Source organism: Pseudomonas kribbensis (assembly GCF_003352185.1).
GTDB classification, from domain to species: Bacteria; Pseudomonadota; Gammaproteobacteria; order Pseudomonadales; family Pseudomonadaceae; genus Aquipseudomonas; species Aquipseudomonas kribbensis.
On sequence record NZ_CP029608.1, the window covers coordinates 4,565,525 to 4,578,593 of the forward strand.

Consider the following 13,069-nt stretch of genomic DNA (forward strand, 5'->3'; position numbering starts at 1 on the left):
GAAAACCGGCGAATGGCCGTAGGATGCAGCTTTTGCGCCAGTCCTTGGAAATGTGCAGGTATCCGCTTTGAAATAGAGTTTTTGTGGCGAGAGACTTAGCCGCCGATGATCTTCATGACGGTTGCGCCACCGGAGAATGCGACTTCCTGCTTGTCGCCCAACGCCTTGACCAGCAGCCGTTGCAACGCTGGCAGTGCCTCGTGGCGCGGCTTGTCGAGCAGGTCACCGACATAGTGGCGGTTGCTCGACGACAGGCAGCCGTGCAGCCATCCGGTGGACGACAGGCGCAGGCGCGAACAGGTTCGGCAGAACGGCACGCTTTCGTTGGCGATCACGCCGAAGGTGCCCAAACCGGGAATCGCATAGCGAACAGCCGTGGCGTCCACCGGCGCGTCGGTTTGTGCGTACTCGTAACGCTCGCCGATCAGTTCCAGCAGTTGTTGCAGGCTGACGAACTGCTGCAGGAAAGCGTTGGAGTCCTTGGCCAGGTGGCCCATGCGCATCAGCTCGATGAAACGCAGTTCGTAGCCACGCTCAAGGCAGTAATCGAGCAACGGCATCACCTGGTCGAGGTTCTGCCCGCGCAACGGCACCATGTTGACCTTGATCTTCATGCCCGCCGCTTTGGCTCGATCCATGCCGTCGAGCACCGTTGCCAGATCGCCGCCACGGGCAATGCTGCGGAATGCGCCGGCGTCCAGGGTATCGAGGGAAACGTTGATCCGGCGTATACCGGCATCCACCAGCAACGGCAGTTTTTTTGCGAGCAACTGGCCGTTGGTGGTCAGGCTGATGTCTTCCAGCCCCATCTTGCCGACGGCGCTCATGAAGGATTCGAGCTTGGGGCTGACCAGCGGCTCGCCGCCGGTGATGCGCAGGCGTTCGATGCCGGCGGCTTCGATCAGGTAGGCAACGCCGCGTGCCATGGCCTCGGCCGACAGTTCATCCTGCGCAGCCACCAGCCGCTTGCCGTTGGGCACGCAGTAGGTACAGGCGTAATTGCAGGCTGAAGTCAGACTGATCCGCAAATTGCGAAAACGCCTGCCTTGACGGTCAACGATCATGAAGCACTCCGGCGATGGAAAATCGAGCGGCTAAAACTTGACTCACAATTCAAGTTTTAGCAAGCCCTATGCCTGAGTATATTCCTGCGGTACTGCGCCATGTAGCGAAAAACACGGCGCATAAGGCGACTGAATGATTCAGCTGCTTGGCGTTTCAGGGTCGCGCTTGCGCTTGTTGCCCATGCGCACGCCGATATCCATCAGGAACTGGAAGAAACCTTCCTGATCTTCCAGCACATTGCTCCAGAACGGCGAGTGATACAGCGCCACCGCGCCGTGCACCAGCGCCCAGGACGCGCAGTAGTGGAAGTACGGCGGCACGTCTTCGAGCTTGCCTTCGCTGATGCGGCCCTTGATGAGCAGGGTCAGGCGTTCGAAGTTCGAGGCACGGATCTTGTGCAGCTCCTCGACCATCTCCGGGACCTGATTGCCCTTGACCACCTTCTCTTCCAGGCGATCGAACAGGCGATAGCGCTGCGGGTCGCGCATGCGGAATTCAAAGTAGGCACGGGACAGGGCTTCCTTGTCCTTGTCGACATCGGCCGAATGCAACAGCTCGTTCAAGTCGCGCTCGTAATCGAGCATCAGGCGCAGATAGATTTCCGCCTTGGACTTGAAGTGCTTGTAGATCGTGCCTTTGCCGATACCCACGGCATCAGCAATCATCTCGACGGTGACACTGTCTTCACCTTGTTCGAGGAACAGCTTGAGCGCGGTATCGAGAATTTCTTGCTCGCGGCGACGAAACTCACGGACCTTACGAGGTTCTTTGTGCATAAGAAAAGGTCTGTAGGGGTCAAAATTCGAAGCCGCGTATTATGCCTAACTTGCGCAAAAATGCACGGATCATCCGACCATATCTGTGTTTCTTGTTCATTTCACGAACGTTTCGGGGGGAATGAGAACATAACCGAAGCGAACGTATTCCAAATTTGTTTAAAAACCCCGACCGGCCAACTGGACTGAACGCCAGACTGATCAATACTTGAACTGTCGGGCGACATCTCCCCCAAGTGTCGCGCCGGTAAAGGTACCAAGGGACCGCGTGCCTTTGTTTTACTCCTAATGGTCTTAACCCGGATTCACCCCCCAGAACCCGGGTTTTTTTTGCCTGCGATTCAGGCTTTTACGTGCGCCAGCGGAAACAGTCGCTTGAAGTTCTCGGTGGTCTGCTCGGCAAAGCGCTCGTAATTCTCGCCCCGCAGCATCGCCAGAAACTCTGCCACTTCCCGCACGTATTGCGGCAGGTTCGGCTTGCCGCGATAAGGGATCGGCGCCAGGTACGGAGAATCGGTTTCCACCAGCAGACGATCCGCCGGCACCTTGCTTGCCACGTCGCGCAGCGCATCGGCATTGCGGAAGGTGACGATGCCCGACAGGGATATGTAATACCCCATGTCCAGCGCTGCCTTGGCCATGTCCCAGTCTTCGGTGAAGCAATGGAGCACACCGGCCTGGGGCAACGCGGCTTCGCGCAACAGCTCAAGGGTGTCGGCACGGGCGCCACGGGTGTGGATGATCACCGGTTTGCCGGTCTGCTGTGCGGCTTGCAGGTGCAGACGGAACGATTCCTGCTGCAACTCGGCGGCTTCCGGCTCGTAGTGGTAGTCCAGACCGGTTTCGCCGATCGCCACCACTTTAGGGTGATTGAGCTCGTGCAGCAGCCAGTCCAGCGCCGGCGCAGCGCCCGGTTGTACATCCAGCGGATGCACGCCGACCGAACAATCGACATCGTCGTAACGCTCGGCCAGCGCTTTGACATCGGCCGCGTTGTCGGCACTGACGCCGATGCACAGGAAATGCCCGACACCGCGTTGGCGGGCTGCATCCAGCGCAGCATCCAGAGAACCGTCGTGAGCGGCGAGGTCGAGGCGATCAAGGTGACAATGGGAATCTACGAGCATAAAAAGGACTGCAACTTACATCGTATGAGTGGGACGGTCGGACTTCAGGGCTCCGGCCAGATGGGTTTCGATGCGACTGCGCGCGGTGTTGTCGCCATCGTTGAATTGCACACCGACGCCGGCAGCGCGATTGCCCTGGGCGCCTTTGGGGGTGATCCAGGCGACCTTGCCGGCCACTGGAATCTTTTCCGCCTCGTCCATCAGGTGCAGCAGCATGAACACCTCGTCGCCCAACTTGTAGCTCTTGTTGGTCGGGATGAACAGGCCACCGTTCCTGATGAACGGCATGTACGCGGCGTACAGGACGGACTTGTCCTTGATGGTCAGGGACAAGATGCCGTTGCGCGGCCCCGGGCTGACGGGTTCATTCATGTTGACCTCCACTGCTGATGTTCAGAGTCTAGGTACACATTCTTATCTTTGGCCAGGCAGACTCGCCCATTGCACCAACAACGCTTCCAGCAGCAATGCCGCGTTGAGGTTGGCCTTGCTCAGGACTTTCTGGCGCTGGGCGAGAATCCAGTCCTGGATATCGAGGACTTTGCCCTGGGCACTTTTCTGCGCCAGGTACTGCACGACCTTGCGCATGTCGGTCAGGCCGAGGCCCGCTTCATCCTGGGTCAGTTGGTAGCGCAGGATCAGGCTCGACCAGTCGCAGAACCAGTCGAACAGACGCAGCATCGGAATGTTTTTCCACTCATCGGCCAGTTGCGTCGGCGATTGCTGCTGCTTGAGCAGCTTCTTCACGCCTTCGACCACCTGCGCCCGCTGTTCGCGCACGCCCTGCCCCTGCAACGTGACGGCTGCCAACGGCGAGCCAGCGGCCAGGGTCAGCAGTTCGACACGTTCCTCTTCAGAACTTTCCGGCAATGCCTGAGCCAGCCATTGCAGGCTCATGGCCTCGCTCGGCAGCGGACAGGCCTGCTGCACACAACGGCTCTTGATCGTCGGCAACAAGCGGCTCGGCTGGTGACTGACCAGCAACAGCACGGTATCGCCGGACGGCTCTTCAAGGCTTTTGAGCAAGGCGTTGGCGGCGTTGATGTTCATCGACTCCACCGGCTCGATCAGCACCACCTTGCGACCGCCCAGTTGCGCGGTCTGCACCACGAAACTGACCAGATCGCGCACCTGGTCGACCTTGATCGCCTTGTCCGCTTCTTCCGGTTCGAGGATGTAATTGTCCGGGTGGCTGCCGGCCTTGAGCAGCAGGCAGGATTTGCACTCGCCGCAGGCTTCAGGCGTCGGACGCTGGCACAGCAGGCTGGCCATCAGCCGCTCGGCCAGTGCACGCTTGCCGATCCCGGCAGGACCGTGCAGCAGATACGCATGAGCGTGCTGAGAGCGTCCGGCCAGTTGCTGCCAGAGACTGTCCTGCCACGGATAGGCCTCAGCCACGGCTCAGCTCCAGCAAGCGCGGGAGCAAGCCGTCCAGCGACTGCTGGACCTGCGCCAACGACTGGCCGGCATCGACCCGCACGTAACGCGCCGGATCCGCCTCGGCACGCTTGAGGAACGCACTGCGCACCGCTTCGAAGAACGCCCGGCCTTCCAGCTCGAAGCGATCCAGTCGACCCCGAGCGCTGGCACGGGCCAGGCCGATTTCCACCGGCAGATCGAAAATCAGCGTCAGGTCAGGGCGCAGGTCGCCCTGAACGAAAGTCTCCAGCGCCGCGATGCGCTCCAGCGACAAGCCGCGACCGCCGCCCTGATAGGCGTAAGTCGAATCGGTGAAACGGTCACACAGCACCACCGCGCCACGGGCCAGCGCCGGGCGAATGACTTCAGCCAGATGCTGGGCACGGGCGGCGAACACCAGCAGCAACTCGGTGTCAGGGTTCATCACTTCGTCGACCGGGGCCAGCAACACTTCGCGAATGCGCTCGGCCAGCGGCGTACCGCCGGGTTCGCGGGTCAGCACCACTTCGATACCGGCGGCGCGCAGGCGCTCGGCGAGGTATTCGCGGTTGGTGCTTTTGCCGGCGCCTTCCGGGCCTTCCAGGGTAATAAACAAGCCAGTCACAGGCAGTCCTTAATCAAAGTCATTGCGCGTTTTGCGGTGCGGCCGCTTCGGTTTCCGGTGTCGGCGCGGGCTCCTGGACAGGAACCTGCGGCAACGACTCGGGCGCAGTGTCGGGTGATGCGGCAGGAACGGCTTCGCCGCTTGCCGGAGTGGCTTCCGGCGTCGATGCCGGCGCCGGGCTCGAGCGGTAATCCGCGCGCCGCTTGAGCTGGAACTCACGCACCGCACTGTTGTGCGCATCAAGGTCATCGGAGAACACGTGGCTGCCATCGCCCCGGGCAACAAAGTAGAGGCTGGTGCCTTCCACCGGGTTCAACGCAGCGTGAATCGCCTCGCGCCCGACCATCGCAATCGGCGTCGGCGGCAGCCCCGGAATCACATAAGTGTTGTACGGCGTGGCTTCCTTGAGATGCGCACGGGTCAACTTGCCGTTGTAGCGATCACCTAGGCCATAGATTACCGTCGGGTCGGTCTGCAGTTGCATACCCAGTGCCATGCGACGCACAAACACGCCGGCAATCTGGCCACGTTCCTGGGGAACCCCGGTTTCCTTTTCTACCAGCGACGCCATGATCAGCGCCTGGTAAGGCTCGGTGTACGGCGCATCGGTGGAACGGTTTTCCCACTCTTTGGCCAGTACTTCGTCGAGGCGATCGAACGCCTTTTTCAGCAGCTCGGTATCGGAGGCCCCGCGCACGAAACGGTAGGTATCGGGGAAGAATCGACCTTCGGGAAACACGCCCTTGTGGCCGATTTTGCTCATCACATCGCTGTCGCTCAGGCCGGTCAGGGTCTGCTCGATCTTTTCATCTTTCGCCAGTGCGGCGCGGACCTGATGGAAGTTCCAGCCCTCGACGAGAGTCAGGCTGTACTGGACCACCTCGCCACGCTTCCACAGATCGATCAGGCCCTTGACGGTCATGCCCGGCTGCATGCGGTACTCGCCCGTGTGGATCGGGGTGCCGGACAGATTGAAGCGCCAGTAAATGCGTAGCCAGAACGCGTCCTTGATCACGCCATCGGTTTCAAGTCCGAGAATAGTGCGGGTCGGTGTGGAACCCTTGGGCACATCCAGCAGTTCTTCCTGTGTGATGTTCAGGGGCTGTTCCAGTGCCGAATGAATCTTCCAGGCGCTGGCGCCCAGCAGCAGCCCCGCCAGAACCAGTCCGGTTTCCAGCAGCAGCAAAAGTTTACGTCTCACGAATCAGGCATCCAGTAGCGTGCGGGCAATGGTTTGCAGTTTACGGGTGAGCGGCCCAACCGGCCAGCTCAGTGCAGCGTACGCGCGTACCGGCCAGACGCCATACACGCTGTTGCAGACAAAGACTTCGTCAGCCCATTGCAGCTGATCAAGGCTGATATCGGTGATTTGCACGGGGATACCCGAGGATGCGGCCTGAAACAATAGTTCGGCACGCATCACACCGGCCACGCCGCAGCGCTTCAGATCTGCCGTGACCAGCACGCCATCGCGCACCAGAAAAAGGTTGCTGAACACGCCTTCGATCACTCGGCCCGCCTGGTCGAGCATCAAGCCTTCGGCGTGCTCGCTGTCCTGCCATTCGGCGCGGGCGAAAACCTGTTCCAGACGATTGAGATGCTTGAGGCCTGCCAGCAAAGGCTGGACGGACAAACGCGTCGTACACGGAAACAGGCGGACGCCTTGCTCACCGTGGACGGCAGGATAAGCCGCAGGAGGATTGCCTTGCAGAATGCGTCGGCCCTGCGCGGAAGGATCCGGCGCATAACCGCGCAAGCCGTCGCCACGGGTGAGGATGAGCTTGAGCACCCCCTCCCCCATGGCCGCTGCATAGGCTTGCAGCTCGCTACGGATCAGCTCGATATCGGCCGCGATGGCCAGGCGTGAACAGCCCTCGGCAAGCCGCGTCAGGTGACGTTCCAGCAGCAAAGGCTGGCCGCCACGTACGGCGATGGTCTCGAACAGACCGTCGCCGTAAGCCAGGCCGCGATCTTTCAGCGACAGAGCGTCAGCCGGTTGACCGTCGACCCAGCAGTCCATCAGCCAGCGAACCGACGGAACGCCAACGTGCCGTTGGTGCCGCCAAACCCGAACGAGTTGGACAGCACGACGTCGATGTCCATGTTGCGCGCGGTGTGCGGCACAAAGTCGAGGTCGCAGCCTTCGTCCGGCTCATCGAGGTTGATGGTCGGCGGCGCCACCTGGCTGTTGATCGCCAGCACGCTGAAGATCGCCTCGACCGCGCCCGCTGCACCCAGCAGGTGACCGGTCATGGACTTGGTGGAGCTGACCGCCAGCTTGTAGGCGTGATCACCGAACACCGACTTGATCGCGTTGGCTTCAGCGAGGTCACCGGCCGGCGTCGAAGTACCGTGAGCGTTGATGTATTGCACTTGATCAACGTTGATCTTCGCGTCGCGCAGCGCATTGGTGATGCAACGTGCAGCACCGGCGCCGTCAGCAGGCGGCGAAGTCATGTGGAACGCGTCACCACTGGTGCCGAAACCGATCAGTTCGGCGTAGATGGTCGCGCCACGTGCCTTGGCGTGCTCGAGCTCTTCGAGCACCAGAGCGCCGGCGCCGTCGGACAGTACGAAACCGTCACGGCCCTTGTCCCATGGACGGCTGGCACGGGTCGGTTCGTCGTTGCGGGTCGACAGTGCGCGGGAGGCGCCGAAGCCGCCCATGCCCAGACCGCACGCAGCCATCTCGGCACCGCCGGCAATCATCACGTCGGCTTCGTCGTACATGATGTTGCGGGCCGCCATACCGATGCAGTGCGTACCGGTGGTACACGCTGTGGCGATGGCGTAGTTAGGCCCCTGTGCACCCAGGTGGATGGACAGGAAACCGGAAATCATATTGATGATCGAGCCAGGCACAAAGAACGGAGAAATCCGGCGTGGACCGGTCTCGTGCAGGGTGCGGCTGGTTTCTTCGATGTTGGTCAGACCGCCGATACCCGAACCCATGGCCACGCCAATGCGTTCACGGTTGGCATCGGTGACTTCCAGGCCGGCATTGCGTACGGCTTGAAAGCCGGCCGCCAGACCGTACTGAATGAACAGGTCGAGCTTGCGCGCTTCCTTGACCGACAGGTATTCCTCGACATTGAAGCCCTTTACCGAGCCGCCAAAGCGGGTGGAATAGGCAGAAAGGTCGGTGTGTTCGATCAGACCAATGCCACTGCGGCCAGCCAGAATGCCCTGCCAACTGCTCGGCACATCCGTGCCCAGTGGCGACAACATACCCATACCGGTGACTACGACGCGTCTACGCGACACAGCACTCTCCTTTTTCAAATGACGATTTTGCATCAGGCCTAAAGAAAAAACCGCACGCCATGATGGCAGTGCGGTTTTTCCATGACAGCAAGCAACGATTACAAACTATTACGCCTGGTGGCTAGTAACGTAGTCGATTGCAGCTTGTACAGTAGTGATCTTCTCAGCTTCTTCGTCAGGGATTTCGGTCTCGAATTCCTCTTCCAGAGCCATCACCAGCTCAACGGTGTCAAGGGAGTCGGCACCCAGGTCTTCTACGAAGGAAGCGGTGTTTACCACTTCTTCTTCTTTAACACCCAGTTGCTCGGCAACGATTTTCTTGACGCGCTCTTCGATGGTGCTCATACCTTGTTTTCACTCCTAATGGACAAATTCAGGCAGCTGGCCAGTGGGTAAGTGTATAGAAAGACTTTTCAGCTTTTCAACTGAAAGCTTCACTCCTCAAACCCTGCGACCCTCTGCCTATAAATAGATTGCAGCTTTATAACGGATTTTAGACAGCTCGTATGACATTTTTTTGAAGCAATCCGTCACATTTGAATTACATGTACATCCCGCCGTTAACCGGGATTGTAGCCCCGGTCACGTATGCCGCACCGTCGGATGCAAGAAAAGCGACCACGGACGCGATCTCTTGAGCTTGTCCCAGACGGCCCAGCGGAATCTGCGTCTGCAAGGCTTCACGCTGTGCTTCAGGCAGTTCGCGCGTCATATCGGTGTCGATGAACCCTGGGGTTACCGAGTTGACCGTAATCGAACGCGAACCGACTTCACGCGCCATGGCACGGCTGAAACCTTCCAGACCGGCCTTGGCGGCTGCATAGTTTACTTGGCCAGCGTTGCCCATGGCACCCACCACCGAGCCAATACTGATAATTCGACCCCAACGCGCCTTGGTCATGCCACGCAGAACGCCCTTGGACAGGCGATACAGACTGTTCAGGTTGGTATCGATCACGTCGTACCACTCGTCGTCTTTCATGCGCATCATCAGGTTATCGCGGGTGATACCGGCATTGTTGACCAGGATCGCGACCGGAGCACCGAATTGCTCCTGAATGCTTGCCAGCACTGCGGTGACCGATTCGTCACTGGTGACGTTCAGCTCGAAACCTGCGCCCTGAATGCCATTCTCTTTCAGGGTCGCAGCAATGCGCTCGGCGCCCGAAGCGGAAGTCGCGGTGCCGACAACGATGGCGCCCTGACGACCCAGTTCCAGTGCGATAGCCTGGCCGATACCACGGCTTGCGCCGGTGACCAGTGCAACTTTACCTTGCAGACTCATGCAAGCTTCTCCTGATTCAGACAGCCGCCGCGCGAGCGGCAGCGAAAGCGTCTGGGGTATTGAGGTTGGAAGTCGATACGCCTTCGGCGCAGCGTTTGTTCAGACCGGCCAGCACTTTGCCAGGGCCGCACTCGACCAGATTGGTCGCGCCTTTCGCTGCCAGAGTCTGTACGGACTCGACCCAGCGAACCGGCTTGTAGAGTTGCTCCAGCAGATCGCGCTTGAGGGTTTCCAGATCCGCCGGCACCTGAGCGCTGACGTTCTGTACCACAGGGATCTGCGGCGCCTGCCAGTCGATGGCAGCGATGGATTCGGCGAAACGCTCGGCAGCCGGACGCATCAGCTCACAGTGCGACGGCACGCTGACCGGCAGCGGCATGGCACGCTTGGCGCCACGAGCCTTGCAGCCTTCGATGGCGCGTTCAACGGCAGCCTTGGCACCGGCGATCACCACCTGGCCCGGGGAGTTGAAGTTCACCGCGCTGACCACGTCGCCTTGCGCCGCTTCGGCACAGGCTGCCAGCACGTCGGCATCTTCCAGACCGAGGATGGCAGCCATGCCGCCCTGCCCGGCCGGAACGGCTTCCTGCATCAGCTGGCCACGGCGCTCGACGAGTTTTACCGCGTCCGCCAGGCTCAGGCTGCCGGCAGCAACCAGTGCGCTGTATTCACCCAGGCTGTGACCGGCAACGAATGCCGGGCGCGCGCCACCTTCAGCCAGCCACAGACGCCACAGGGCGATCGAAGCGGTCAGAATGGCCGGTTGGGTTTTGTCGGTTTGATTGAGCAGCTCTTCCGGACCCTGCTGGGTCAGCGCCCACAGGTCGTAGCCCAGAGCATCGGATGCTTCTTTGAAAGTTTCGAGGATCAGCGGATGTTGCGCGCCCAGCTCGGCCAGCATGCCGAGGGACTGCGAACCCTGTCCTGGAAAGACGAATGCGAGGGAAGCAGACATGTAACAAGCCCCTAATGATCTTGTCGTCGGAAAAATGGCATCCCGCTAGAGGGACGCAAGAAACTGACAGTTGGATGGCCCTTTGAACCGGGCGGTCACATTTAAGCATTGTCCGACGAAAACGCCTAAGACAACAAATCCTCCAGACGGCCGTGCAGGCGCTCGGGAAGATTCTCCTGAATCTCGATCAGTGCTCGCTGAATGGCGCTTTGAAACCCCTGAACCCCGGCCGAACCGTGACTCTTCACGACAATTCCCTGCAAGCCGAGAAAGCTTGCGCCGTTATGTCGCGCCGGCGCCAGATCAGCCTGCAGACGCTTCATCAATGGCAACGCCAGAGCGCCGACAGCACGGGAAGCCAGATTCTTCTTGAACAAGGCCTCGATGCGCGCGGCAATCATCGTCGCCAGGCCCTCGCTGGACTTGAGCAGGATATTGCCGACGAAACCGTCACACACCACCACATCCGCCTCGCCGCGATACAAGCCATCGCCCTCGATGAAACCGATGTAATTGATACCCCGGGCTGCTTGCAGCAATGTTGCAGCGAGCTTGACCTGCTGATTGCCCTTGATGTCCTCAGTACCGATGTTCAGCAACGCGACGCGCGGACGGGCAATGCCCAGAGTTTGCGCGGCCACGGACCCCATCACCGCGAACTGCAACAAGTGCTCGGCACTGCAATCGACGTTGGCGCCCAGATCGAGCAACTGGCAGTAGCCCTTCTGCGTAGGAATCGCGGCCACCATGGCCGGACGATCAATTCCCGGCAGGGTCTTGAGTACAAATCGCGACAGCGCCATCAGCGCACCGGTATTGCCGGCACTGACACAGGCCTGAACCTTGCCATCACGCAGCAATTCGAGAGCGACACGCATCGACGAGTCCGGCTTGCCACGCAAGGCCTGGGCTGGTTTTTCGTCCATGGTGATGACTTCGGACGCCGGAACAATCGTCAGGCGCGCGCGATCGGCAGCCGACTGGCCGGTGATCAGTTCTTCAAGAAGGGAGGGTTGACCGACAAGGGTCAGGTGCAGCGAGGGCGTAGCAGAAAGGCAAGCAAGGCTGGCCTGAACAATGCTGCGGGGACCGAAGTCCCCGCCCATTGCGTCAATCGCGATGACTTGAGCGGACAAGTGATTACTCGTCAGCGCCCTTGTCGATCACTTTACGGCCACGGTATACGCCTTCTGGCGATACGTGGTGACGCAGGTGAACTTCACCGGTGGTTTTTTCTACAGACAGGGTGCTAGCCTCGAGAGCGTCGTGCGAACGGCGCATGTCACGGGCAGAGCGGGATTTTTTGTTCTGCTGAACAGCCATAATTGATTAACTCCTAAACGTTTGGGTCACGCTTTAACTGCGCCAATACACTGAACGGGTTGGACCGCGTTACCTCGTCCTCGCTCGGTTCGGGCTCATCTGCTCCCGCCGGCTGCTGGCATTCTTCCGGATGATGAGCAGGCACAATGGGCAAGGCGAGCAGAAGCTCCTCCTCGATCAGTGACTGCAGATCCAAAGGATCTTCGCCCAGTTCCAGCACGTCATAACCTTTCGGTAACGACTGGGTATTCGCACCCTCCTTCACCACGGCGTAACTGCATTCGCTGTGGATCGGCAGGGTGACCAGCTCAAGACAACGCTGGCAAACCATTTTGACTTCGGTGTCGATAAAGCTGTGGATCACCACAGATTTACGTTCATCTCGTTCAAAAACTAATTTGGCCTGCACCGTACCGACATCGTCGGAAAGCGGGTCGCAGAGTCTCTTCAAATCGGCCAGCAGCAGTTCACCTTGAAGGGTGGTGCCACGGTCAGCCAATTTGCGCGGGTCAACGTGAGGTGGAATCGGGTCATTCAACATAGGCGCAGCATTATAGGGATGCACCCACCCATGTCAAAGGAAATTGTGCCCTGTCCGTCACTTGCAAGCCTCCGCTAGAATCTGCAGCCTGCCTCTGGAGACGCGAATGCTGCCTTTATTACTCGCTTCAAGCTCGACCTATCGTCGGGAATTGCTCAATCGCCTGCGCCTGCCGTTCGTCTGCAGCTCACCGGACATCGATGAAAGTCATCGCCCGGAAGAATCGGCAATCGACCTGGTCAAACGCCTCGCCGAACAGAAAGCCCGGGCACTGGCCGACAGCCACCCTGCCCATCTGATCATCGGTTCCGACCAGGTAGCCGTGCTCGGTGAGCGAATCATCGGCAAGCCTCACACCTTCGAAAACGCCCGCGAACAACTGATGGCCGCCAGCGGCGCCAGCGTGACCTTCCTCACCGGCCTGGCCCTGCTCAACAGCCAGACCGGCCACTGCCAGGTTGACTGCGTGCCTTTCACCGTACACATGCGCGCACTGGATCAGGCCCGCGTCGAGCGCTACCTGCACGCCGAACAACCCTACGACTGCGCCGGCAGCTTCAAGGCGGAAGGACTGGGCGTAAGCCTGTTCCAATCCACCGAAGGCCCCGACGCCACCAGCCTGATCGGCTTGCCGCTGATTCGCCTGATCGACATGCTGCTGGCGGAAGGCGTACAAATCCCCTGATCCACAAAAAACCGGCCACGAAGGC

At 60.0% G+C, this 13,069-nt stretch carries 16 protein-coding genes; 1 reads left to right on the forward strand and 15 read right to left on the reverse strand.

Annotated elements, in window-relative coordinates; all coding sequences use genetic code 11:
* Positions 1–95: 95 nt before the first annotated feature.
* The 15 genes from DLD99_RS20765 to DLD99_RS20835 all read right to left on the reverse strand — a co-directional run bounded on the left by DLD99_RS20765 (position 96) and on the right by DLD99_RS20835 (position 12,359).
* Positions 96–1,064, reverse strand: a complete 969-nt coding sequence (locus tag DLD99_RS20765) for a GTP 3',8-cyclase MoaA (protein WP_114884734.1) — start codon at positions 1,062–1,064, stop codon at positions 96–98.
* A gap of 138 nt (positions 1,065–1,202) precedes the next feature.
* Positions 1,203–1,841 (reverse strand): TetR/AcrR family transcriptional regulator, encoded by a 639-nt coding sequence (locus tag DLD99_RS20770; protein WP_007950805.1) that lies wholly within the window; start codon positions 1,839–1,841, stop codon positions 1,203–1,205.
* Between the two features lie 341 nt (positions 1,842–2,182).
* A complete protein-coding gene (locus DLD99_RS20775; protein WP_085710924.1) occupies positions 2,183–2,968 on the reverse strand; it encodes a TatD family hydrolase in 786 nt (261 codons plus the stop codon).
* A 15-nt stretch (positions 2,969–2,983) separates the two neighbouring features.
* Positions 2,984–3,340, reverse strand: coding sequence for a PilZ domain-containing protein (locus DLD99_RS20780; RefSeq protein ID WP_085710925.1), 357 nt, complete (start codon positions 3,338–3,340; stop codon positions 2,984–2,986).
* Positions 3,341–3,382: 42 nt separating this feature from the next.
* Entirely contained in the window at positions 3,383–4,366 is a 984-nt protein-coding gene (locus DLD99_RS20785) for a DNA polymerase III subunit delta' (RefSeq protein ID WP_114884736.1), read from the reverse strand.
* Entirely contained in the window at positions 4,359–4,991 is a 633-nt protein-coding gene (tmk, locus tag DLD99_RS20790; protein WP_114884737.1) for a dTMP kinase, read from the reverse strand. The genes DLD99_RS20785 and tmk overlap by 8 nt, the downstream gene beginning before the upstream one ends.
* 19 nt (positions 4,992–5,010) lie before the next feature.
* The gene (gene mltG / locus DLD99_RS20795; RefSeq protein ID WP_114884739.1) at positions 5,011–6,192 is read right to left on the reverse strand and encodes an endolytic transglycosylase MltG; all 1,182 of its coding nucleotides are present in this window, start codon (positions 6,190–6,192) and stop codon (positions 5,011–5,013) included.
* 3 nt (positions 6,193–6,195) lie between these two features.
* Positions 6,196–7,011 (reverse strand): aminodeoxychorismate lyase, encoded by an 816-nt coding sequence (pabC, locus tag DLD99_RS20800; RefSeq protein ID WP_114884741.1) that lies wholly within the window; start codon positions 7,009–7,011, stop codon positions 6,196–6,198.
* Positions 7,011–8,255, reverse strand: coding sequence for a beta-ketoacyl-ACP synthase II (gene fabF, locus DLD99_RS20805; RefSeq protein ID WP_007908259.1), 1,245 nt, complete (start codon positions 8,253–8,255; stop codon positions 7,011–7,013). Before fabF ends, pabC begins: the two co-directional genes overlap by 1 nt.
* Positions 8,256–8,363: 108 nt before the next feature.
* The gene (gene acpP / locus DLD99_RS20810) at positions 8,364–8,600 is read right to left on the reverse strand and encodes an acyl carrier protein (RefSeq protein ID WP_003175607.1); all 237 of its coding nucleotides are present in this window, start codon (positions 8,598–8,600) and stop codon (positions 8,364–8,366) included.
* 196 nt (positions 8,601–8,796) lie between these two features.
* Positions 8,797–9,540 (reverse strand): 3-oxoacyl-ACP reductase FabG, encoded by a 744-nt coding sequence (gene fabG, locus DLD99_RS20815; RefSeq protein ID WP_085710930.1) that lies wholly within the window; start codon positions 9,538–9,540, stop codon positions 8,797–8,799.
* A 16-nt stretch (positions 9,541–9,556) separates the two neighbouring features.
* On the reverse strand, positions 9,557–10,495 hold the full coding sequence (gene fabD, locus DLD99_RS20820) for an ACP S-malonyltransferase (protein ID WP_114884744.1): 939 nt from the start codon (positions 10,493–10,495) through the stop codon (positions 9,557–9,559).
* Between the two features lie 125 nt (positions 10,496–10,620).
* Positions 10,621–11,631 (reverse strand): phosphate acyltransferase PlsX, encoded by a 1,011-nt coding sequence (gene plsX, locus DLD99_RS20825; RefSeq protein WP_074688106.1) that lies wholly within the window; start codon positions 11,629–11,631, stop codon positions 10,621–10,623.
* A 4-nt stretch (positions 11,632–11,635) separates the two neighbouring features.
* On the reverse strand, positions 11,636–11,818 hold the full coding sequence (gene rpmF / locus DLD99_RS20830; RefSeq protein ID WP_003179396.1) for a 50S ribosomal protein L32: 183 nt from the start codon (positions 11,816–11,818) through the stop codon (positions 11,636–11,638).
* 13 nt (positions 11,819–11,831) lie between these two features.
* Positions 11,832–12,359, reverse strand: a complete 528-nt coding sequence (locus DLD99_RS20835; RefSeq protein WP_085710932.1) for a YceD family protein — start codon at positions 12,357–12,359, stop codon at positions 11,832–11,834.
* Positions 12,360–12,465: 106 nt separating this feature from the next.
* On the opposite strand from DLD99_RS20835, the gene DLD99_RS20840 reads away from it, so the two are divergent.
* Complete coding sequence (locus DLD99_RS20840; protein ID WP_114884746.1) at positions 12,466–13,044, forward strand: Maf family protein; 579 nt, start codon at positions 12,466–12,468, stop codon at positions 13,042–13,044.
* Positions 13,045–13,069 lie beyond the last annotated feature (25 nt).

What these genes read in the sequence shown, in the direction of transcription:
- DLD99_RS20765 (WP_114884734.1), bottom strand. Translation starts at nt 1,064, where the DNA reads ATGATCGTTGACCGTCAAGGCAGGCGTTTTCGCAATTTGCGGATCAGT.
- DLD99_RS20770 (WP_007950805.1), bottom strand. Translation starts at nt 1,841, where the DNA reads ATGCACAAAGAACCTCGTAAGGTCCGTGAGTTTCGTCGCCGCGAGCAA.
- DLD99_RS20775 (WP_085710924.1), bottom strand. Translation starts at nt 2,968, where the DNA reads ATGCTCGTAGATTCCCATTGTCACCTTGATCGCCTCGACCTCGCCGCT.
- DLD99_RS20780 (WP_085710925.1), bottom strand. Translation starts at nt 3,340, where the DNA reads ATGAATGAACCCGTCAGCCCGGGGCCGCGCAACGGCATCTTGTCCCTG.
- pabC (WP_114884741.1), bottom strand. Translation starts at nt 7,011, where the DNA reads ATGGACTGCTGGGTCGACGGTCAACCGGCTGACGCTCTGTCGCTGAAA.
- acpP (WP_003175607.1), bottom strand. Translation starts at nt 8,600, where the DNA reads ATGAGCACCATCGAAGAGCGCGTCAAGAAAATCGTTGCCGAGCAACTG.
- fabG (WP_085710930.1), bottom strand. Translation starts at nt 9,540, where the DNA reads ATGAGTCTGCAAGGTAAAGTTGCACTGGTCACCGGCGCAAGCCGTGGT.
- fabD (WP_114884744.1), bottom strand. Translation starts at nt 10,495, where the DNA reads ATGTCTGCTTCCCTCGCATTCGTCTTTCCAGGACAGGGTTCGCAGTCC.
- rpmF (WP_003179396.1), bottom strand. Translation starts at nt 11,818, where the DNA reads ATGGCTGTTCAGCAGAACAAAAAATCCCGCTCTGCCCGTGACATGCGC.
- DLD99_RS20835 (WP_085710932.1), bottom strand. Translation starts at nt 12,359, where the DNA reads ATGTTGAATGACCCGATTCCACCTCACGTTGACCCGCGCAAATTGGCT.
- DLD99_RS20840 (WP_114884746.1), top strand. Translation starts at nt 12,466, where the DNA reads ATGCTGCCTTTATTACTCGCTTCAAGCTCGACCTATCGTCGGGAATTG.